Source organism: Streptomyces sp. CNH189 (genome assembly GCF_000527195.1).
The window spans coordinates 1-21,320 of the sequence record NZ_AZUS01000001.1 but is presented as its reverse complement, the minus strand read 5'-3'; the positions used below and the strand labels follow the sequence as shown (position 1 = coordinate 21,320).

The following is a 21,320-nucleotide window of genomic DNA, read 5'->3' as shown; positions in this document are numbered from 1 at the left end:
AGGTCGGGTCCGGCGTCGGGCATGCTGGAGAGCCGGGGTTTGTTGACTATCCGTGAATCCGAACCGGCGTTGTCAGTGGCTCCCCCTAGTCTGAAAGTGACGGGGGCCCCGCCCCTGTCACTTCCCTCAAGAAAGGTGCGGACCGGCGTGGCCGACCGTCTCATCGTCCGCGGAGCGCGCGAGCACAACCTCAAGAACGTCTCGCTCGACCTCCCGCGCGACTCGCTCATCGTCTTCACGGGCCTGTCGGGGTCGGGCAAGTCCTCGCTGGCCTTCGACACCATCTTCGCCGAGGGGCAGCGGCGTTACGTCGAGTCGCTCTCCTCCTACGCCCGGCAGTTCCTCGGCCAGATGGACAAGCCGGACGTCGACTTCATCGAGGGACTGTCCCCGGCGGTCTCGATCGACCAGAAGTCGACCTCGCGCAACCCGCGCTCCACGGTCGGCACCATCACCGAGGTCTACGACTACCTGCGCCTGCTCTTCGCGCGCATCGGCAAGCCGCACTGCCCCGAGTGCGGCCGTCCGATCACCCGCCAGTCGCCGCAGGCCATCGTCGACAGGGTCCTGGAGCTGCCGGAGGGCAGCCGCTTCCAGGTGCTCTCCCCGCTGGTGCGTGAGCGCAAGGGCGAGTTCGTCGACCTCTTCTCCGACCTCCAGACCAAGGGCTACTCCCGCGCGCGGGTGGACGGCGAGACCGTCCAGCTGTCGACCCCGCCCACGCTGAAGAAGCAGGAGAAGCACACCATCGAGGTGGTCGTGGACCGCCTCACCGTCAAGGACAGCGCCAAGCGCCGTCTCACGGACTCCGTGGAGACCGCCCTCGGGCTGTCCGGCGGCATGGTCGTGCTCGACTTCGTCGACCTCCCCGAGGACGACCCCGAGCGCGAGCGCATGTACTCCGAGCACCTCTACTGCCCGTACGACGACCTGTCGTTCGAGGAGCTTGAGCCCCGCTCGTTCTCCTTCAACTCGCCCTTCGGCGCCTGCCCCGAGTGCACGGGCATCGGCACGCGCATGGAGGTAGACCCCGAGCTGATCGTCCCCGACCCGGACAAGAGCCTGGACGAGGGCGCCATCCACCCGTGGTCGCACGGCCACACCAAGGACTACTTCGACCGCCTGATCGGAGCCCTCGCCGACGCGCTGGGCTTCCGCACGGACATCCCGTGGGCCGGTCTGCCGCAGCGCGCCAAGAAGGCCCTGCTCCACGGCCACAAGACCCAGGTCGAGGTCCGCTACCGCAACCGCTACGGGCGCGAGCGCCGCTACACCACCGCCTTCGAGGGCGCGGTGCCGTTCGTCAAGCGCCGGCACAGCGAGGCCGAGAGCGACGCCAGCCGCGAGCGCTTCGAGGGCTACATGCGCGAGGTGCCCTGCCCCGCCTGTGAGGGCACACGCCTCAAGCCGATCGTTCTCGCGGTCACGGTGATGGGCAGGTCCATCGCCGAGGTCTCCGCGATGTCCATCAGCGACTGCGCGGACTTCCTGGGCGAACTGAAGCTCACCGCCCGCGACAAGAAGATCGCCGAGCGGGTGCTCAAGGAGGTCAACGAGCGGCTGCGGTTCCTGGTCGACGTCGGCCTGGACTACCTCTCGCTGAACCGCGCGGCCGGCACCCTCTCCGGTGGCGAGGCCCAGCGCATCCGCCTGGCCACCCAGATCGGCAGCGGACTCGTCGGCGTGCTGTACGTGCTCGACGAGCCGTCCATCGGTCTGCACCAGCGCGACAACCACCGGCTCATCGAGACCCTGGTCCGGCTACGCGACATGGGCAACACGCTCATCGTCGTGGAGCACGACGAGGACACCATCAAGGTCGCCGACTGGATCGTCGACATCGGCCCCGGCGCCGGCGAGCACGGCGGCAAGGTCGTGCACAGCGGCTCCCTCAAGGAGCTGCTCGTCAACGAGGAGTCGCAGACCGGCCAGTACCTGTCCGGCAGGAAGGCGATCCCGCTGCCCGACGTCCGGCGCCCGCAGGACCCGTCGCGCCGCATCACGGTGCGCGGCGCCCGGGAGAACAACCTGCAGGACATCGACGTGTCCTTCCCCCTGGGCGTGTTCACCGCGGTCACCGGTGTGTCCGGTTCCGGCAAGTCCACGCTGGTCAACGACATCCTGTACACGCACCTGGCCCGTGAGCTGAACGGCGCGCGCAGCGTTCCCGGCCGCCACACGCGCGTGGACGGCGACGACCTCGTCGACAAGGTCGTCCACGTCGACCAGTCGCCCATCGGCCGCACCCCGCGGTCCAACCCGGCGACGTACACGGGCGTCTTCGACCACGTCCGCAAGCTGTTCGCGGAGACGACGGAGGCGAAGGTGCGCGGCTACATGCCGGGCCGGTTCTCCTTCAACGTCAAGGGCGGCCGCTGCGAGAACTGCGCGGGCGACGGCACGATCAAGATCGAGATGAACTTCCTGCCGGACGTCTACGTCCCCTGCGAGGTCTGCCACGGCGCCCGGTACAACCGGGAGACCCTGGAGGTCCACTACAAGGGCAAGTCCATCGCCGACGTGCTGAACATGCCGATCGAAGAGGCCATGCACTTCTTCGAGGCGGTCCCGGCGATCTCCCGCCACCTGAGGACGCTCAACGACGTCGGCCTCGGCTACGTCCGGCTCGGGCAGTCGGCGACCACCCTGTCCGGCGGCGAGGCGCAGCGCGTGAAGCTGGCCAGCGAACTGCAGAAGCGCTCCACCGGCCGTACGGTCTACGTCCTCGACGAGCCCACCACCGGTCTGCACTTCGAGGACATCAGCAAGCTGCTGACGGTCCTGTCCGGCCTGGTCGACAAGGGCAACACCGTGATCGTCATCGAGCACAACCTCGATGTGATCAAGACGGCCGACTGGGTCGTCGACATGGGTCCCGAGGGCGGTTCCGGCGGCGGCCTGGTCGTCGCGGAGGGCACGCCCGAGCAGGTCGCCGGCGAGCCGGCCAGCCATACGGGCAAGTTCCTGCGCGAGATTCTGGGCGCGGAGCGGATCAGCGACGCCCCGCAGGTCCGGGCCCCGCGCAAGGCGGCGGCGAAGAAGACGGTCGCCGCCAGGTCGGCCGCCAAGAAGACTGCCATCAAGTCGGTCACGGCCGGCGCGGCCAAGAAGACCGCCACCAAGGCCGCCGCGAAGAAGACGACGCGCGGCGCCAAGGCCTGAGCGGCCCGCTCGCCCGGACGTGTGTGCCGTGCCGCAGGGGAAGCCCCCGCGGCACGGCACACGTGCGTCAGAGGGCCCGCGGCGCCAGCTCATGGGCGTACGGCGGTTCCGCACCGGCGCGGGAACAGGTGATCGCCGCCGCGCGTGCCGCGAAGCCCAGCAGGCTTTCCCAGCCCTCGGCACCGAGCGCTGCCAGGCCCTCGGCACTGAGCGCGTCCCGCTCCGCCAGGCCGTGGAGGAGGGCCGCGTTCACCGTGTCGCCCGCGCCGATGGTGTCCACCACCTTCACTCGCTCACCCGGCACCGCGTACTCGGCCCCCTCGCGGGTGAACACCGTCAGCCCGTCCCCGCCCCGGGTGATCACGACCGCCGCGGGACCGGCCGCCAGCCACTCCCGCGGGGACCCGCCGAGCCACTCGGCGTCCTCCGCGGACAGCTTCAGCAACGACACCGACGGCAGCCAGCTGCGGAACCGCGCCCGGTAGGCGTCGGCGTCCGGGATCAGCCCCGCCCGGATGTTGGGATCCAGCGCCGTGAACACACCCCGCGCGGAGGTGTCGCGCATCATGGCCTCGTACGCGCTCGCCCCCGGTTCCAGCACGAGCGAGCAGGTCCCGAAGGACACCGCGCGGGTACCGGCGGGCAGCGCCTCGGGCTCGGTGAACAGCCGGTCCGCCGTGCCCTCCACGTAGAAGGAGTAGGCCGCCGAGCCGTCGGTGCCGACCGTGGCCACGGCGAGCGTCGTCGGCTCGTCACCGCGCTGCACCGACGACACGTCCACCCCGGTGGCCCGCAGCCGTTCCAGCAGCGCCTCCCCGAAGGGGTCCCGCGACATCCGTGAGCAGAACGCGGTGGGGGAGCCGAGACGGCCCAGGGCCACCGCGGTGTTGAAGGGGCCGCCGCCGAGCGCCGGCGTCAGCGCGGCGAGCGCACCCGCCCCCCGCGGTACCAGGTCGATCAGTGCCTCACCGGCTACGACGATCACGACGGGTTCCTTTCCTGGTGGGCCCTGGGGCCGGATGCGCGGGCGGAGGGGCCGGCGGAAGTGGAGCGGGCCGCCGGGGCGCCGGGGTGCTCCTGACCGTCCGGGCAGCCGCAGGAGGTGCGGTGCACGAAGGTGCACGGGAGACGTTCGGTGCGGGTGGGCCGGCCGGGGTCGGCGAGGCGGTCCAGCAGCATCCGTACGGCCCGGGCGCCGATGTCCCGGCTCGGCTGGGCCACGGCCGTGAGGCGGGGGGAGAAGAGGTCCGCCCAGGCGAAGTCGTCGAAACAGCACAGGGCGATGTCCCCGGGCACGGACAGACCATGGGCGCGTAGGGCGCGCAGCGCGCCGATCGTCATGGCGTTGTTGGCGGTGACCAGCGCGGTGGGGCGCGACCCCAGGTCCAGGAGAGCGGCCGTGGCGCGTTCGGCACCGGCGGCCTCCGAGTGGCCGTGCACCAGGATGCGCTCGTCGAACGGCAGCCCGGCGGCCGCGAGTCCGTGCCGGTAGCCGGTGATCCGTTCGGTGGTCGTACTGAGCCCGGGCAGACCGGCCACCAGGCCGATACGGCGGTGACCGAGACCGGCGAGATGGGTGACCAGGCGGGCCGTCGGCTCCGTGCTCTCGGCGCCTACCTGGTCGTAGAGGGGCGGTTCGCCGTCACCGGGCGGATCGACCAGCCGGTCCAGGAAGACGGTCGGTACACGGTGCCGTCCCAGGTACGTGAGGAGCTCGCGGGGCTCGGGGGACGGCGCGACGATCATGCCGTCCACCCGGCGCTCGTGCAGCAGCTGGACGACCTCGCGCTCGTGCACCGGGTTGTCGTGCGGATCGGCGATGAGGAGGCTGTACCCCTGCTCCAGGGCCGCCGCCTCGACGCCCTGCAGGATCTCCGTGAAGTACGGGTTGCTGATCGCCGAGACCGCCAGACCGATCGACCGGGTGCGGGCCGTGACCAGGGAGCGGGCCAGGGTGTTGGGGGTGTAGCCGAGTTCCTCCACGGCGTCCAGGACGGCCTGGCGGGTGTGGGGGAGCACCGGGCGGGTGCCGTTCAGCACGTGCGAGACGGTCGCGATGGAGACTCCGGCGCTGCGCGCCACATCCGCCATGGTCGCCATCGTCCGCTCTCCTTCGGGTCGGCGGGGTCCGCTGGTCGTGCGGGGGTCCCGGGTGGGGACCGTATCGCATGGGAGGGGCGGGCGTAAACGCTTGCGTAAGCGTTTACGCGAACGCTTACGCCAACGCTCGCGCAAGCGTTTACGCAAGCCCTTGCGCGAGCGTTTGCGCCCCCGCGCCCCGCCACCCCGCCGCCCATCCTCACCCACCCGCGAGCCGCTCCCCGAGCCCCCGGTATCGTCCCGGTGAACACTCGTCCACCGCGTACCACCCGTGGGAGCCCGCATGTCCGCCCGACCCGCCGCGACCCGCCGGACCGTCCTGCGAGGCGCTGCTCTCACTCCCGTCGTCGGACTGGGCCTCACCGCGTGCGGGGGCAGCGGCGACGACAGGTCCGCCGCGCTGGCCGGGCCCGTCGAGCTGGGGCCAGAGAGTGAGGTCGCCGCGGGCGACGCCAAGCTGTACCGGGACCACAACGTGGTCGTCAGCCGGGGCGAGGACGGGTCCTTCAAGGCCTACAACACCGTCTGCACGCACGCGGGTTGTCCCATCAACAAGCTGGACGGGACCAGGCTGGTCTGCCCGTGTCACGGCAGCGAGTTCGACGTCACCACCGGGAAGGTGCTGCGTGAGCCGGCCGTGGCGCCCCTGAAGCCGCTGGCCGTCGAGGTCAAGAACGGCACGCTCGTCGCCAAGCCGCAGGCCTGACCCGGCCCGCCCGAAGCTGGTCCGCCCGCACCCGCGACACCCGGACCCGCGACACCCGGACCCGCGACACCCGGCCCCTCGACACCCGGCCCCTCGACACCCGGACCCGGTCCCGCGACACCCGGACCCGGCCCGCCCCTGCCCGGCCGGGGATCAGTCCCAGTCCCAGGCGATCCCCACGTAGCCGGTGCGCAGGCGGGGTTCCACCAGGTGCACCGAGCGGTGCCGTGCGCTGAGCGCCAGTTCCTGGCGTCCTCCGCGTGGTGCCGCGGCCGAGTGCTGGGTGAAGCGGTGGCACCGTACCGGGAGCGCCGCGGAGTCGAAGCAGACCTGGAGGGCGTACTGGCCGCCGGGGGAGTCCGCGCCGCGTACGTACTCGCGCGCGACGCCGGCGGTGCCGTCCTCCACGGCGTACCGGAAGAGGAACGTGTCGCCGGCCCGTAGCCGGATGTCGAAGAGCAGCTCCGCCGCGAGCACACCGGTGTCGTGGTGCCAACGGACGCGTCCGATCCGGCAGTTCTCCAGGGCGCGCACGCTCATCCGCTCCGGGACGGAGCCCGGGTCGCCGTGGTGGACGGCCACGAAACGGTCGACGCCGTCGCGGTAGGCGCGCACGATGTGGTGCGACTCGCGCCCGGCCAGTTCCCGGCGCGTCCCGATGCGTACCCGCTCGTGGTGGCCGAGGCTGTGCAGGCCGCCGTCGCGCGGGGCGCCGAACTCGGCGAGCAGCCGGTCCAGGACGCCCGAGGCCTCCACGAGTGAGCGGTAGGACCGGGCGGAGGAGCGGCGGTCCCCGGTGTGCTCGTCCGACTCGGCGAGCAGACGGATCAAGGACTCCTCCGGCAGCTGAAGGATCTCCTCCAGCGCCCGTACGGCGCGCAGCGACTCAGGGCGCTGCGGGCGGCGGGCGCCCTGCTGCCAGTAGCTCAGGCTGGTGACGCCCACCTTCACGCCGTGGCGCGACAGGTGGTGCTGCACCCGCTGCAGCGGCAGTCCCCGCGCGGCTATCGCGGCGCGCAGGGCGACGTGGAACGGGCCGCCGCGCAGAGCCGAGTCCAGTTCTGCGGTGACGACGTCCGCGTGCTGTGTGGCGTGCGGCATGCAGGGGCCTTTCTGTGAAAGTCACAACGGCTGGTCAGACCGTTCGCACGGGGCACCTCGGGGGCCCGCCCCCATCGGCACGGCGCTGTCTTCACATGCGTACGCCGTCGTTCAGCGCCCCGAGTTCCCACGCATTGAAGCGTGTTGACCAAGTCCCGACAACCGTCTGAGGCCAAGAGCGGCACACGAGCGGGGGCCGTACCGGCCGTCTGGCCGGTACGGCCCCCGTGGGGTGCGTACGTGATGTGGTGTTCGTCCGGTGTCCGGTGTCCGGTGTCCGGTGTCCGGTGCCCGGTGGCCGGGGCCGCCGGGGCTCACGCCGAGGCCTGCCACCACCTCCGGGGAGGTTCAGGAGCCGTCGGCCCGGCTCTCCTCCCGGAGCCGCGTCCCCGCGACGCGCAGGCGCTTGGCGCGCACGATGTCGGGGTCGCGCGGGTCGAGGGACTCGGGGAAGGCGGCCGTCTCGTCCGCGTACCGGCGGTGCCGGGCCGGCCGTCGTGCTTTCTCGATCCGCATCTGCCGCATACGACCTCCCGACTCGCGGCCACTTCTGTGACCGCTGTCACGACCGCCTCGGACCACCGGCCGGACAGCCGGCTCGGACCGCCGCCCGGACCATCGCCGTGGTCCGGCCGCCGGCCCCGTTGATCGTCCGAGGCACGGACCCCCCACATTCCCGCTTACCGGCCCCCGTAACCCATCCGGACCGCACCGGCCCCCGCCGGCAGCCCTCGGGCGCCCCAGGAGACCCCTGAATGAGGGCTCCGCCCCCCCCACGCCGCCGAGCCCCGCGCTCCCCACCCCCGAGCCACCCGCACCTCCAAGCCACCTGATCCCCCGGTGAGCCACCCGCACGCCCCCGCCCCTCTCCCGCACCCCTCCCGCCCCCGGCCCCCGCACCCCCGGCCACGGCCCCGCCGCCCTGTCGGTCCCCGCCAGTAGGGTGTGAGACATGGCCGACCCCTCCAGCTACCGCCCCAGACCGGGTGAGATCCCCGACTCGCCGGGGGTCTACCGGTTCCGCGACGAGCACCGCCGGGTGATCTACGTCGGGAAGGCGAAAAGCCTGCGCCAGCGCCTGGCGAACTACTTCCAGGACCTGGCCGGGCTGCACCCGCGCACCCGCTCGATGGTCACCACGGCCGCGTCCGTGGAGTGGACGGTGGTCTCGACGGAGGTCGAGGCGCTCCAGCTGGAGTACTCCTGGATCAAGGAGTTCGACCCCCGGTTCAACGTCAAGTACCGCGACGACAAGAGCTACCCGTACCTCGCGGTCACGATGAACGAGGACTTCCCGCGCGTGCAGGTGATGCGCGGTCACAAGAAGAAGGGCGTGCGCTACTTCGGTCCGTACGCGCACGCGTGGGCGATCCGCGACACCGTGGACCTCATGCTGCGCGTGTTCCCGGTGCGCACCTGCTCCGCCGGGGTGTTCAAGAACGCCGCCCGCACCGGCCGCCCCTGCCTGCTCGGCTACATCGGCAAGTGTTCGGCGCCTTGCGTGGAGCGGATCACCGCCGAGGACCACCGGGAACTGGCCGAGGAGTTCTGCGACTTCGTGGCCGGCCGCACCGGCACCTACCTGCGCCGTCTGGAGAGGCAGATGGTGGAGGCGGCCGAGGACATGGAGTACGAGCGGGCCGCGCGCCTGCGCGACGACATCGGGGCCCTGAAGAAGGCCATGGAGAAGAACGCGGTGGTGCTGGCGGACGCCACCGACGCCGATTTGATCGCGGTCGCGGAGGACGAGCTGGAGGCCGCCGTCCAGATCTTCCACGTGCGCGGCGGTCGCGTGCGCGGCCAGCGCGGCTGGGTCACGGACAAGGTCGAGGACGTCACCACCGGCGCCCTGGTGGAGCACGCCCTGCAGCAGCTGTACGGCGAGGAGACCGGCGACGCGGTCCCGCGCGAGGTGCTGGTCCCCGCCCTGCCTGACCCGGTGGAGCCGGTACAGGAGTGGCTGACCGGGCGGCGCGGGTCGAACGTCTCCCTGCGCGTCCCGCAGCGTGGGGACAAGAAGGCCCTGATGGAGACCGTCGAGCGCAACGCCCGGCAGGCGCTCGTGCTGCACAAGACCAAGCGCGCCTCCGACCTCACCACGCGCTCGCGTGCCCTGGAGGAGATCAGCGACGCCCTGGAGCTGGACAGCGCGCCGCTGCGGATCGAGTGCTACGACATCTCGCATCTCCAGGGCGACGACGTGGTGGCCTCCATGGTCGTCTTCGAGGACGGGCTGGCCCGCAAGAGCGAGTACCGCCGCTTCCAGATCAAGGGCTTCGCCGGCCAGGACGACGTACGGTCCATGCACGAGGTGATCACCCGCCGCTTCCGCCGCTACCTGGCGGAGAAGGAGCGGACGGGGGAGTGGACCGACGGCGAGGAGCCGGGCGCCGAGCCCGGGGCGCAGGCGGACCCGGGGACGGCCTCCGCGGGCCTCGCCGAGCCGCCCGCCAGCACCCTCACCGAGGACGACGGGCGTCCCAAGCGGTTCGCGTACCCGCCGCAGCTCGTCGTGGTCGACGGCGGCGCGCCGCAGGTCGCGGCGGCCCAGCGGGCGCTGGACGAGCTGGGCATCGACGACATCGCCGTGTGCGGCCTCGCCAAGCGGCTGGAGGAGGTGTGGCTGCCCGGCGACGACGACCCGGTGGTGCTGCCCCGCACCAGCGAGGGCCTCTACCTGCTGCAGCGCATCCGTGACGAGGCGCACCGCTTCGCGATCACCTACCAGCGCACCAAGCGCGCCAAGCGCTTCCGCTCCAGCCCCCTGGACGACGTCCCCGGTCTCGGTGACACCCGCAAGCAGGCGCTGATCAAGCACTTCGGTTCGTTGAAGAGGCTGCGGTCGGCGACAATCGAGCAGATCTGTGACGTCCCGGGCATAGGCCGCAAGACGGCCGAGACGATCGTCGCGGCTCTCGCCCAGGCGGTGCCGGGCGGGCCCGCCGTGAACACGGCGACGGGCGAGATCATGGATGACACGGAAGAACCCGGGCAGCAGACGGGTTCTCCGGGGGAGCCCGTGTCCACGGGCGCCCCGGACGAACGACGGGGGCAGGAGCGATGACCGAGCACGAGACAGGGCCCGCCGGGCGGCGGGACGGAGCGGCGCAGCAGGCCGGCGGGGCCGCGGCCCACGCCGGCGCCCCGCAGGACAACGGAGCACAGGTGAAGACGGGCAAGGAGAACGGCGGGGTGCCCGAGGTGGGCATCCCCGAGCTGGTGATCATTTCCGGCATGTCCGGAGCCGGGCGGTCGACGGCCGCCAAGTGTCTGGAGGACCTCGGCTGGTTCGTCGTCGACAACCTGCCGCCCGCGCTGATCCCCACCATGGTGGAGCTCGGCGCGCGCTCCCAGGGCAACGTGGCCCGGATCGCGGTCGTCGTCGACGTCCGCGGCCGGCGTTTCTTCGACAACCTGCGCGAGTCCCTCGCCGACCTCGACGCGCGCGGTGTCACCCGGCGCACCGTCTTCCTGGAGTCCTCCGACGATGCCCTGGTGCGCCGCTTCGAGTCGGTGCGCCGCCCCCACCCGCTCCAGGGTGACGGCCGGATCGTCGACGGCATCGCCGCCGAGCGGGAGCTGCTGCGCGAGCTGCGCGGCGACGCCGACCTGGTGATCGACACCTCCGGCCTCAACGTGCACGAACTGCGCGCCAAGATGCACGCGCAGTTCGCCGGCGAGGAGGAGCCCGAGCTGCGGGCCACCGTCATGTCCTTCGGCTTCAAGTACGGCCTCCCGGTCGACGCCGACCTGGTCGTGGACATGCGGTTCCTGCCCAACCCGCACTGGGTCCCCGAGCTGCGCCCCTACACCGGCCTCAACGAGGAGGTGGCGTCGTACGTCTTCAACCAGCCCGGCGCCAAGGAGTTCCTCGACCGGTACGCGGAGCTGCTGCGCATGGTCGCCGCGGGCTACCGCCGTGAGGGCAAGCGCTACGTGACCATCGCGGTCGGCTGCACCGGCGGCAAGCACCGCTCGGTCGCCATGTCGGAGAAGCTCGCCGCCCGGCTCGCCGCCGAGGGCGTGGAGACGGTGGTCGTCCACCGGGACATGGGACGGGAATGACACGACGTACTCCGCGGCTGAGCCGGCTGCGCAGGGCGGTCCCCGAGGGCCGCGCCGGCCGGCCGGCCGAGACGCGCGGCGGACGGCCGCGCCGCAGGGGGACCCAGCCCAAGGTCGTGGCCCTCGGCGGCGGCATGGGTCTGTCCGCCTCGCTCGCCGCACTGCGCCGGATCACCGGCGACCTCACGGCCGTGGTCACCGTCGCCGACGACGGCGGCTCCAGCGGTCGGCTGCGTGACGAACTGGGCGTGCTGCCCCCGGGTGACCTGCGCAAGGCCCTGGCCGCGCTGTGCGGGGACGACGACTGGGGCCAGACGTGGGCGCGCGTCATCCAGCACCGTTTCCAGTCCAAGGGCGACCTGCACGAGCACGCGGTCGGCAATCTGCTGATCGTCGCCCTGTGGGAGCAGCTCGGCGACCACGTCCAGGCGCTGGACCTGGTGGGCCGGCTGCTCGGCGCGCACGGGCGGGTGCTGCCCATGTCAGCCGTGCCGCTTGAGTTGCAGGCCCTGGTCAAGGGGCACGACCCCGAGCGCCCCGACGACACCGACACGGTCCGCGGCCAGGCCACCGTGGCCCTCACCCCCGGTGAGGTGCAGTCCGTGCATCTCGTCCCGAACGACCCGCCCGCCGTGCCCGAGGCGGTCGCCGCGGTGCTGGACGCCGACTGGGTGGTCCTCGGGCCCGGCTCCTGGTTCTCCTCGGTGATCCCGCACCTGCTGGTCCCCGAGCTGCTGGACGCCCTCGTCGAGACGAAGGCGCGCCGGGTCCTCTCGCTGAACCTCGCTCCGCAGCCCGGAGAAACCGAGGGCTTCTCCCCGCAGCGTCATTTGGAGGTTTTGGGGCGACACGCCCCTAAACTCGCCCTGGACGTGGTGCTGGCCGACGAGGCCGCCGTGCCCGACCGCGACTTGCTGACCGATGCCGCCAAGCGGTTCGGTGCCGCGGTCGAGCTGGCCCCCGTGGCCCGGACCGACGGAAGCCCCCGGCACGACCCGGAGCTGTTGGCCGCCGCGTACGACCGTATTTTTCGGATGCATGGAAGGATCGGCCCATGGCGATGACGGCAGCGGTGAAGGACGAGATCAGCCGGCTACCCGTCACCCGTACCTGCTGCAGGAAGGCGGAGGTCTCCGCCATTCTGCGGTTCGCCGGCGGCCTCCACCTGGTCAGCGGGCGCATCGTGATCGAGGCGGAGCTGGACACCGCGATGGCCGCCCGGCGGCTCAAGCGGGACATCCTGGAGATCTTCGGCCACAGCTCCGAGCTGATCGTGATGGCGCCGGGTGGACTGCGCCGCGGCTCGCGCTACGTCGTACGTGTGGTCGCGGGCGGTGACCAGCTGGCCCGTCAGACCGGCCTGGTGGATGGGCGGGGCCGCCCGATCCGCGGCCTGCCCCCGCAGGTGGTCTCGGGGGCCACCTGTGACGCCGAGGCGGCCTGGCGGGGTGCCTTCCTCGCACACGGCTCCCTCACCGAGCCGGGCCGTTCCTCCTCCCTGGAGGTGACCTGCCCGGGTCCCGAGGCCGCGCTCGCCCTGGTGGGCGCCGCACGCAGGCTGCACATCGCGGCCAAGGCGCGCGAGGTCCGCGGTGTGGACCGGGTGGTCGTCCGGGACGGTGACGCGATCGGCGCGCTGCTCACCCGGCTGGGCGCGCACGAGTCGGTGCTGGCCTGGGAGGAGCGGCGGATGCGCCGCGAGGTGCGGGCCACGGCGAACCGGCTGGCCAACTTCGACGACGCCAACCTGCGCCGTTCCGCCCGCGCGGCGGTCGCGGCGGGCGCCCGGGTCCAGCGGGCTCTGGAGATCCTCGCGGACGACGTCCCCGAGCACCTCGCCGCCGCCGGCCGGCTGCGCATGGAGCACAAGCAGGCCTCCCTGGAGGAGCTGGGCGCGCTCGCCGACCCGCCGCTCACCAAGGACGCGGTCGCGGGCCGTATCCGCCGGCTGCTGGCGATGGCCGACAAGCGCGCCTCGGACCTCGGCATCCCCGGCACGGAGGCCAACCTCGGAGAGGAGCTGGACGACAAGATCGGCGTCTGACGCCCGGTCACGAGTTCCCGCCCTTCATCTGACGCCTGATCAGAGAACCGGCGCCGCCGCCCACATGGGTGACCGGCGCCGGTTCGCCTGTGTCGTGACGGCGCCCTTGACTCGATCATGTTGTGTCATGAGCCTGGCATTCGTTCGCTGCTGTGGCGGACCACTCTCTGGGGGGCTCATGAGACACAGAGCGAGATCGATCCTCGCTGTCGGCACGCTCCTGATCGGCGGAGCGAGCTTCGCACCCATCGCCCAGGCACAACCCGCACAGCCCGCGGCCGGCGACCCCGACGAGGTCAAGGTCTACCGCGCCGACGTCACCCGGAGGCAGGTACCCCTGCTGCTGGCGGCGGGGCAGGACGGCCACGAACTCGGCGAGCGGGTGCCCGACCGGGGCACGGCCGCCGTCGAGGTGTACCTCACCGAGGGACAGGCCGAGAAGCTCGAGGAACAGGGCGTCGACCTCACCGAGCACACGCTCTCCGCCGGGGCGGAGAAGCGCGTCGCGGCCGCCGCCGAGGGGGTCTTCCGGCCGTACAGCGGCAAGGGCGGCCTCAAGGAGGAGATGCTGCGCACCGCACAGCGCCACTCCGACCTCACCAAGGTGGTCTCCATCGGCAAGACGGTGCGGGGGCAGGACATCCTCGCGCTGAAGCTCACCAAGCACGCCCGCAAGAGCAAGGACGGCTCCAAGCCGGCCGTCCTCTACATGTCCAACCAGCACGCCCGCGAGTGGATCACGCCGGAGATGACCCGCCGGCTGATGCACCACTACCTGGACCGGTACCGGACGGACAAGCGGATCAGGAAGATCGTCGACACCACCGAACTGTGGTTCGTCCTGTCCGCCAACCCCGACGGCTACGACCACACCTTCGCCGACGACGCCAACCGCCTGTGGCGCAAGAACCTGCGGGACGTCAACGGCGACGGAGTGATCAGCACCGGCGACGGCGTCGACCTCAACCGGAACTTCCCCTACAAGTGGGGATACGACGACGAGGGCTCCTCGCCCAACCCCACCAGCCAGACCTACCGGGGCGCCTCCCCGGGGTCCGAGCCCGAGACCAAGGCGATCGACGCCTTCCAGAAGCGCATCGGCTTCACCTACGGCATCAACTACCACTCCGCCGCCGAACTCCTCCTCTACGGGGTCGGCTGGCAGGTGGCCACCCCGACACCCGACGACGTGCTCTACGAGGCCCTGGCCGGCACGCCGGACAACTCGGCGATCCCCGGGTACCACCCGCAGCTCTCCTCCGAGCTGTACACCACCAACGGCGAGGCCGACGGGCACGCGGCCAACGTCAACGGCATGGCGATGTTCACCCCCGAGATGTCGACCTGCCAGACCGCGTCCGAGGTCGACCCCGACGACGCGTGGAACCCGCGCGACTGCCGCTCCGGCTTCACCTTCCCCGACGACGAGAAGCTGATTCAGCAGGAGTTCGCCAAGAACGTCCCGTTCGCGCTCTCCGTCGCCGAGACCACCGCCCACCCCGACCGGCCGTCCTCCGCGGTCGGCCTTGAGGCCCCGGACTTCACCCCGGCGGCCTTCACGACCTCCTACGCGCGCGGCGGTGACCAGGAGGTCTCCGTGGTGGCGCGCAAGTCCGTGCGGGACAAGCAGCTTCGGTACCGCGTCAACGGCGGGCGCACCCACACCGTGGACCTCAGGCCCTGGCGGGGCGGCGAGCGGTACGGCGGCGAGGACAACCTCTACTTCGACGAGTACCGCGCGAAGGTGCGGCACGGCGAGCCCGGCGACCGGGTAGAGGTGTGGTTCACCGGCAAGGCCCGCGGCGGCAAGAAGGCCGCCGCCACGTCCTTCAGGTACACCGTGGCGCAGCGGCCCCGGGCGGACGTCCTCGTCGTCTCCGAGGAGGGCGCGAAGGCCACGCGGACGCAGGCGTACGTCGACGCGCTCCGCGCGAACCGGCGGACCGCCGCGGTCTGGGACGTCGCCGAACAGGGCGCCCCGGACGCGCTCGGCGTGCTGAGCCACTTCCGCACGGTCGTGCACCACACCGGCGCGGGCGTCCCGGGCGTCGCGACCCAGCTCCAGCTGCGCGCCTTCCTCAACGAGGGCGGCCGGCTGATCGAGGCGGGCGAGCAGGCAGGCGGCAGCGTCGACCTCGGCGACGGCGTCCTGTCCGACGACTTCAGCCAGTACTACCTGGGCGCCTACACCCGCACCTCCACCGCGGGGGCCACCGCGTTCACCGGCGCCGGACCCCTCGCGGGCACCGGCGGCCCGCTCGGCGACACGCCCGGCAACCCGCTGGACCGGGCCGGCAGCTACGGCCTCACCTCCGACGAGCTGCCCGCCGGGACGTACCCGCAGTTCGCGAGCACCGGGGCCGGCTCCTTCCCCGGCACGGTCAACCCGTACGGGCCCTACGCCGGCTCCTCCATGGCGGCCGCCGTGCACACCGACGACGGCTACAAGCGCCTCACCCGCACCGTCGACCTCACCGGTGTCACCGCCGCCGAGCGGCCCACGCTGCGCACCCGCCTGCTGTGGGACACCGAGCCCGGCTACGACAACGTCATCGTCGAGGCACGCACGGCCGGCGGCGACGACTGGACGACCCTGCCCGAGACCGGCGGTGCCACCCGCACCACCGTGCCGTCCGAGTGCGCGGCCGGGTTCTACATCGACGGGCACCCCTGGCTGGAGCACTACCTCACGCTGAGCGACGACGGTTGCGCCGCGACCGGCTCCACCGGGGCCTGGAACAGCCTCACCGGCTCCTCCGGAGGCTGGCAGCAGGTCGAGTTCGACCTGAGCGCCTACGCCGGGCGGACCGCCGAGGTGTCCCTCGCCTATGTCACCGACCCGGGCAGCGGCGGCCGGGGCGTCCTCGCCGACGAGGCCTCGCTGGTCGTCGGCGGCACCGCCACCGGGACCGAGGGCTTCGAGGCGTCGCTGGGCGCCTGGCGGGCCTCCGGGCCTCCCCCGGGCAGTCCGGCCGTCCTGAAGGACTGGACCCGCACCGGGGAGCTCTTCCGGACGTACGCGGCGGTCACCACGGATGACACCGTGCTGCTGGGATTCGGCCTGGAGCACCTCACGTCCGCGGCCGACCGGGCGGCCCTGGTGAAGAAGGCACTGGGCGCTCTGCGCGGCTGACACCCGGGCCGGCGAAACCGGGCACAGGCGGGGAAAAAGGGTGACTGAAGTCCGTCGCCCTGGGGCGGTCCGTACCCTACTGGCGGGTACGGACCGCCCTGCCGGGTATGGGACAACTCGATGTCACGGCCGGGGCCCCGGAGAGGTAGGGTCGGCAGTGGTCGGGGACATCCCAAATACAGCTCGCCGGCGTCAGAGCCGGCGTACCAACGAGGAGATCGGTTCGTGACGATCCGCGTAGGCATCAACGGGTTTGGCCGCATCGGTCGGAACTACTTCCGCGCACTGCTGGAGCAGGGCGCCGACATCGAGATCGTGGCCGTCAACGACCTGGGCGACACGGCGACCACCGCGCACCTGCTGAAGTACGACACCATCCTGGGCCGTCTCAAGCAGGAGGTCTCGCACACCGAGGACACCATCACCGTCGGTGACAAGACGATCAAGGTGCTCTCCGAGCGCAACCCCGCCGACATCCCCTGGGGCGAGCTGGGTGTCGACATCGTCATCGAGTCGACCGGCATCTTCACCAAGAAGGAAGACGCCGGGAAGCACATCACCGGTGGCGCCAAGAAGGTCATCATCTCCGCCCCGGCGAAGGGCGAGGACATCACCCTCGTCATGGGCGTGAACCACGAGCAGTACGACGCGGCGAACCACCACGTCATCTCCAACGCCTCCTGCACCACCAACTGTGTGGCGCCGATGGCGAAGGTCCTCGACGAGAACTTCGGCATCGTCAAGGGCCTGATGACGACGGTGCACGCGTACACGAACGACCAGCGCATCCTGGACTTCCCGCACAAGGACCTGCGCCGCGCCCGTGCCGCCGCCGAGAACATCATCCCGACCACCACCGGTGCCGCGAAGGCCACCGCCCTGGTGCTGCCGCAGCTCAAGGGCAAGCTGGACGGCATCGCCATGCGCGTGCCGGTGCCCACCGGCTCCGTCACGGACCTGGTGGTCGAGCTCTCCCGCGAGGTCACCAAGGAAGAGGTCAACGCCGCCTTCCAGAAGGCCGCCGAGGGCGAGCTGAAGGGCTACCTGGAGTACACGGAGGACCCGATCGTCTCCTCCGACATCGTCAACGCCCCGGCGTCCTGCACCTTCGACTCGTCCCTGACCATGGTCCAGGACGGCAAGAGCGTGAAGGTCATCGGCTGGTACGACAACGAGTGGGGCTACAGCAACCGCCTCGTCGACCTCACGGTCTTCGTGGGCAACCAGCTCTGATCGCGGAGCGGGCGGCCTGATATGAGTGCAGGGCTCGGAAGGCGCGGCGACGCGCCGTCCGGGCCCTGACGCACGTATCGGAACGGTCGCCCTCTTTCGATCACGAGCGATCACGAGCGAACAGGTCGCTGAACACGTTGCTCTAGCAGGGAGCCCCCATGAAGACGATCGACGAACTCCTCTCCGAAGGGGTCGCGGGCAGGCGGGTCCTCGTCCGCGCCGACCTCAACGTGCCGCTGGACGGCACCACCATCACCGACGACGGCCGCATCCGCGCCGTGGTGCCCACCGTCAAGGCTCTCGCCGACGCGGGCGCCCGCGTGGTCGTGGCCTCGCACCTGGGCCGCCCCAAGGGCGCCCCGGACCCCGCCTTCTCGCTCGCCCCGGCCGCCGCGCGCCTCGGTGAACTCCTCGGCGCCGACGTCGCGTTCGCCACCGACACGGTCGGCGACTCGGCCACGTCCACCGTCTCCGGCCTCGCCGACGGACAGGTCGCCGTCGTCGAGAACCTCCGGTTCAACGCGGGCGAGACCAGCAAGGACGACGCCGAGCGCGGCGCCTTCGCCGACCGGCTCGCCGCCCTCGCCGACGTCTACGTCGGCGACGGCTTCGGCGCTGTGCACCGCAAGCACGCCTCGGTCTTCGACCTTCCGGCCCGCCTGCCGCACTACGCCGGGTACCTCATCGCCACCGAGGTCGGCGTGCTGAGGAAGCTCACCGACGACGTCAAGCGGCCCTACGTCGTCGCCCTCGGCGGCGCCAAGGTCTCCGACAAGCTCGCCGTCATCGACCAGCTGCTCGGCAAGGCCGACCGCATCCTCATCGGCGGCGGCATGGCGTACACCTTCCTCAAGGCCCAGGGTCACGAGGTCGGCGCGTCCCTGCTCCAGGAGGATCAGATCCCGGCCGTCCAGGAGTACCTGGAGCGGGCCGAGAAGAACGGCGTGGAGCTGGTGGTGCCGGTCGACACGCTCGTCGCGCCGGAGTTCCCCGACATGAAGGCCAAGACGCCGGGCAACCCCGCCACCGTCGCCGTGGACGCCATCCCGGCCGGCACCCTGGGCCTGGACATCGGTCCGGAGACCCGCAAGCTCTACGCCTCGAAGCTCGCCGACGCCGCCACCGTCTTCTGGAACGGCCCCATGGGCGTCTTCGAGCACCCCGACTACGCCGAGGGCACCAAGGCGGTCGCCCAGGCCCTCCTCGACTCCCCGGGCTTCACCGTGGTCGGCGGCGGCGACTCCGCCGCGGCCGTCCGTACCCTGGGCTTCGACGAGCATGCATTCGGCCACATCTCGACCGGCGGCGGCGCCTCCCTCGAATATCTCGAGGGCAAGACGCTCCCCGGCCTCGCAGCACTGGAGGACTGACCCTCAATGACCACCCGTACGCCGCTGATGGCGGGCAACTGGAAGATGAACCTCAACCACCTCGAGGCCATCGCCCACGTCCAGAAGCTCGCCTTCGCCCTGGCCGACAAGGACTACGACGCCGTCGAGGTCGCCGTCCTGCCGCCGTTCACCGACCTGCGCTCCGTGCAGACCCTGGTCGACGGCGACAAGCTGAAGATCAGGTACGGCGCCCAGGACATCTCGGCGCACGACGGCGGTGCCTACACCGGCGAGATCTCCGGCCCGATGCTGGCCAAGCTGAAGTGCGCCTACGTGGCCATCGGCCACTCCGAGCGCCGCCAGTACCACGCCGAGACCGACGAGATCGTGAACGCCAAGGTGAAGGCCGCCTACAAGCACGGCATCACCCCCATCCTGTGCGTCGGCGAGGAGCTGGAGGTCCGTGAGGCGGGCAACCACGTCAGCCACACCCTGGCCCAGGTCGAGGGCGGTCTGAAGGACCTCCCGGCCGAGCAGGCCGAGACCGTCGTGATCGCCTACGAGCCGGTGTGGGCCATCGGCACCGGCAAGGTCTGCGGTGCCGAGGACGCCCAGGAGGTCTGCGGGGCGATCCGCGGCAAGCTCGCCGAGCTGTACTCCGAGGAGCTGGCCGACAAGGTCCGCATCCAGTACGGCGGCTCCGTGAAGTCCGGCAACGTCGCCGAGATCATGGCGCAGGCCGACATCGACGGTGCCCTGGTCGGCGGTGCCTCGCTGGACGCGGACGAATTCGTCAAGATCATCCGGTTCCGCGACCAGTGAGCCGCCGGGTGCGCCCGCGTGCGGGCGTACCCACGGGACGGGAGTAGGCCGCAGGGCCGATCCGTCGTACTCTTGCGGGGTCCAGTCCTGTGCTGGACCCCGTGTCGTCCATCCGTTTCCGAGGAAGTTGGTCCAGCCGTGGTTCTGGGGTTCTCCATCGCCCTGATCGTCTTCAGCCTGCTGCTGATGCTGCTGGTGCTGATGCACAAGGGGAAGGGCGGCGGCCTCTCCGACATGTTCGGTGGTGGCATGCAGTCCTCCGTCGGCGGCTCCTCGGTCGCCGAGCGCAACCTCGACCGGATCACCGTCGTGATCGGTCTGCTGTGGTTCACCTGCATCGTGGTGCTCGGCATCACGATGAAGCTCAACAACTGATCCCGGAAGCGCGATCCGCCCCCATTCTCCACGTAACGCCCCGTGTTGGGTACGCGCAGCTGAGCGCGGCCTATCATGGGGCTTGCGTCTGGATGGGGAGACAGGTAACTCCTATGGCTGGACGCGCGTTGGGCCTTACGTAGACTGAGGCGCTCGCAGCGAAGCGGTACGCCGACTCGCTTCGCGGCACCATTACGCAGGGAGTTACGACCGTGGCAAGTGGCAACGCGATCCGGGGAAGCCGGGTCGGGGCGGGGCCGATGGGCGAGGCCGAGCGGGGCGAGTCCGCGCCCCGGCTGCGCATCTCCTTCTGGTGCTCCAACGGACACGAGACACAGCCCAGCTTCGCCAGCGACGCGCAGGTGCCCGACACCTGGGACTGCCCGCGCTGCGGATTCCCGGCGGGGCAGGACCGCGACAACCCGCCGGACCCGCCGCGCACCGAGCCCTACAAGACGCACCTCGCCTACGTGCGGGAGCGGCGCAGTGACGCGGACGGCGAGGCGATCCTCGCCGAGGCGCTCGCCAAGCTGCGGGGCGAGATCTGACACCTGACGGACGGGCGCGCACGCCCGCCGTCCGGCCGGTTCGCACTCCGGACTCCTTCCGTCCTCCTCACGGCTGATCAATTAGGTTGGGACCAGCCGGCACAGCGGGGACATACAAAGGAAGAAGGCTCACGTCCGAGATGAACGCAGACGGCCGTACCAGGCTCAACCAGACGCCCGAGTGGACCGCACTGGCCAAGCACCGCGAGGAGCTCGGCGAGGTGCGGCTGCGCGAGCTGTTCGCCGCCGATCCGGGCCGCGGCACCGGATACACCCTCCGCGTCGGTGACCTGTACGTCGACTACTCCAAGCATCTGGTGACCGACGAGACGCTGCGGCTGCTGCGTGAACTGGCGGTGGCCACGGAGGTGTCCGGGCTGCGGGACGCGATGTTCCGCGGGGAGCGGATCAACACCACCGAGGACCGGGCGGTGCTGCACACCGCGCTGCGGGCGCCGCGGGACGCGGTGATCGAGGTCGACGGGGAGAACGTCGTCCCGGCCGTGCACGCGGTGCTGGACCGGATGGCCGACTTCGCGGACCGGGTCCGTTCGGGCGAGTGGACCGGTCACACCGGCCGGCGTATCCGTAACGTCGTCAACATCGGCATCGGCGGCTCGGACCTGGGCCCGGCGATGGCGTACGAGGCGCTGCGCGCCTTCACCGCGCGGGAGTTGACGTTCCGGTTCGTCTCCAACGT

16 protein-coding genes and 1 pseudogene are annotated in these 21,320 nt (G+C 71.3%); 13 read left to right on the top strand and 4 right to left on the bottom strand.

The window, feature by feature from the left end; genetic code table 11:
* Positions 1 to 147 precede the first annotated feature (147 nt).
* Positions 148 to 3,162 (top strand): excinuclease ABC subunit UvrA, encoded by a 3,015-nt coding sequence (gene uvrA, locus B100_RS0100085; protein WP_024882432.1) that lies wholly within the window; start codon positions 148 to 150, stop codon positions 3,160 to 3,162.
* Between the two features lie 67 nt (positions 3,163 to 3,229).
* On the opposite strand, the gene B100_RS0100080 is transcribed toward uvrA, so the two are convergent.
* Entirely contained in the window at positions 3,230 to 4,147 is a 918-nt protein-coding gene (locus tag B100_RS0100080; RefSeq protein WP_024882431.1) for a carbohydrate kinase family protein, read from the bottom strand.
* Positions 4,144 to 5,262 (bottom strand): LacI family DNA-binding transcriptional regulator, encoded by a 1,119-nt coding sequence (locus tag B100_RS0100075; protein ID WP_024882430.1) that lies wholly within the window; start codon positions 5,260 to 5,262, stop codon positions 4,144 to 4,146. Before B100_RS0100075 ends, B100_RS0100080 begins: the two co-directional genes overlap by 4 nt.
* Before the next feature lie 283 nt (positions 5,263 to 5,545).
* Between B100_RS0100075 and B100_RS0100070 the strand changes: the two genes are divergently transcribed.
* Positions 5,546 to 5,968: a Rieske (2Fe-2S) protein gene (locus tag B100_RS0100070; protein WP_024882429.1), complete on the top strand. Its 423-nt coding sequence runs from the start codon at positions 5,546 to 5,548 to the stop codon at positions 5,966 to 5,968.
* Positions 5,969 to 6,121: 153 nt separating this feature from the next.
* Here B100_RS0100070 and B100_RS0100065 read toward each other — a convergent pair whose 3' ends face one another.
* Positions 6,122 to 7,069: a hypothetical protein gene (locus B100_RS0100065; RefSeq protein WP_024882428.1), complete on the bottom strand. Its 948-nt coding sequence runs from the start codon at positions 7,067 to 7,069 to the stop codon at positions 6,122 to 6,124.
* Positions 7,070 to 7,417: 348 nt separating this feature from the next.
* Complete coding sequence (locus B100_RS37130; protein ID WP_199785192.1) at positions 7,418 to 7,594, bottom strand: hypothetical protein; 177 nt, start codon at positions 7,592 to 7,594, stop codon at positions 7,418 to 7,420.
* 427 nt (positions 7,595 to 8,021) lie between these two features.
* Here B100_RS37130 and uvrC point away from each other — a divergent pair, with 427 nt between their 5' ends.
* From uvrC to B100_RS0100005, 11 genes and pseudogenes are all read left to right on the top strand, one after another.
* Positions 8,022 to 10,133 (top strand): excinuclease ABC subunit UvrC, encoded by a 2,112-nt coding sequence (gene uvrC, locus B100_RS0100055; RefSeq protein WP_024882427.1) that lies wholly within the window; start codon positions 8,022 to 8,024, stop codon positions 10,131 to 10,133.
* Positions 10,130 to 11,134, top strand: coding sequence for an RNase adapter RapZ (gene rapZ / locus B100_RS0100050; protein ID WP_024882426.1), 1,005 nt, complete (start codon positions 10,130 to 10,132; stop codon positions 11,132 to 11,134). The genes uvrC and rapZ overlap by 4 nt, the downstream gene beginning before the upstream one ends.
* A complete protein-coding gene (locus B100_RS0100045; protein ID WP_024882425.1) occupies positions 11,131 to 12,198 on the top strand; it encodes a gluconeogenesis factor YvcK family protein in 1,068 nt (355 codons plus the stop codon). The genes rapZ and B100_RS0100045 overlap by 4 nt, the downstream gene beginning before the upstream one ends.
* The gene (gene whiA / locus B100_RS0100040) at positions 12,189 to 13,178 is read left to right on the top strand and encodes a DNA-binding protein WhiA (protein WP_024882424.1); all 990 of its coding nucleotides are present in this window, start codon (positions 12,189 to 12,191) and stop codon (positions 13,176 to 13,178) included. The genes B100_RS0100045 and whiA overlap by 10 nt, the downstream gene beginning before the upstream one ends.
* Positions 13,179 to 13,356: 178 nt before the next feature.
* Positions 13,357 to 16,311 carry a M14 family metallopeptidase gene (locus tag B100_RS0100035; protein ID WP_024882423.1) on the top strand — a complete coding sequence of 985 codons (2,955 nt, stop codon included), beginning with the start codon at positions 13,357 to 13,359 and terminating at the stop codon, positions 16,309 to 16,311.
* A gap of 225 nt (positions 16,312 to 16,536) precedes the next feature.
* Complete coding sequence (gene gap, locus B100_RS0100030) at positions 16,537 to 17,544, top strand: type I glyceraldehyde-3-phosphate dehydrogenase (protein WP_024882422.1); 1,008 nt, start codon at positions 16,537 to 16,539, stop codon at positions 17,542 to 17,544.
* Positions 17,545 to 17,702: 158 nt separating this feature from the next.
* Positions 17,703 to 18,914, top strand: a complete 1,212-nt coding sequence (locus tag B100_RS37415; RefSeq protein ID WP_024882421.1) for a phosphoglycerate kinase — start codon at positions 17,703 to 17,705, stop codon at positions 18,912 to 18,914.
* A 6-nt stretch (positions 18,915 to 18,920) separates the two neighbouring features.
* Positions 18,921 to 19,697 (top strand): triose-phosphate isomerase, encoded by a 777-nt coding sequence (gene tpiA, locus B100_RS37410; RefSeq protein ID WP_024882420.1) that lies wholly within the window; start codon positions 18,921 to 18,923, stop codon positions 19,695 to 19,697.
* 138 nt (positions 19,698 to 19,835) lie between these two features.
* Positions 19,836 to 20,072, top strand: coding sequence for a preprotein translocase subunit SecG (gene secG, locus B100_RS0100015; RefSeq protein WP_024882419.1), 237 nt, complete (start codon positions 19,836 to 19,838; stop codon positions 20,070 to 20,072).
* Positions 20,073 to 20,284: 212 nt separating this feature from the next.
* Complete coding sequence (locus B100_RS0100010; RefSeq protein WP_003957010.1) at positions 20,285 to 20,620, top strand: RNA polymerase-binding protein RbpA; 336 nt, start codon at positions 20,285 to 20,287, stop codon at positions 20,618 to 20,620.
* 140 nt (positions 20,621 to 20,760) lie between these two features.
* Positions 20,761 to 21,320: pseudogene (locus tag B100_RS0100005) on the top strand (glucose-6-phosphate isomerase); the annotation flags it as partial.

Excerpts from the sequence above, each read along its gene's own strand:
- B100_RS0100075 (WP_024882430.1), bottom strand. The coding sequence starts at position 5,262 with ATGGCGACCATGGCGGATGTGGCGCGCAGCGCCGGAGTCTCCATCGCG.
- B100_RS0100070 (WP_024882429.1), top strand. The coding sequence starts at position 5,546 with ATGTCCGCCCGACCCGCCGCGACCCGCCGGACCGTCCTGCGAGGCGCT.
- B100_RS0100065 (WP_024882428.1), bottom strand. The coding sequence starts at position 7,069 with ATGCCGCACGCCACACAGCACGCGGACGTCGTCACCGCAGAACTGGAC.
- B100_RS37130 (WP_199785192.1), bottom strand. The coding sequence starts at position 7,594 with ATGCGGCAGATGCGGATCGAGAAAGCACGACGGCCGGCCCGGCACCGC.
- uvrC (WP_024882427.1), top strand. The coding sequence starts at position 8,022 with ATGGCCGACCCCTCCAGCTACCGCCCCAGACCGGGTGAGATCCCCGAC.
- rapZ (WP_024882426.1), top strand. The coding sequence starts at position 10,130 with ATGACCGAGCACGAGACAGGGCCCGCCGGGCGGCGGGACGGAGCGGCG.
- B100_RS0100045 (WP_024882425.1), top strand. The coding sequence starts at position 11,131 with ATGACACGACGTACTCCGCGGCTGAGCCGGCTGCGCAGGGCGGTCCCC.
- whiA (WP_024882424.1), top strand. The coding sequence starts at position 12,189 with ATGGCGATGACGGCAGCGGTGAAGGACGAGATCAGCCGGCTACCCGTC.
- B100_RS0100035 (WP_024882423.1), top strand. The coding sequence starts at position 13,357 with ATGAGACACAGAGCGAGATCGATCCTCGCTGTCGGCACGCTCCTGATC.
- B100_RS37415 (WP_024882421.1), top strand. The coding sequence starts at position 17,703 with ATGAAGACGATCGACGAACTCCTCTCCGAAGGGGTCGCGGGCAGGCGG.
- tpiA (WP_024882420.1), top strand. The coding sequence starts at position 18,921 with ATGACCACCCGTACGCCGCTGATGGCGGGCAACTGGAAGATGAACCTC.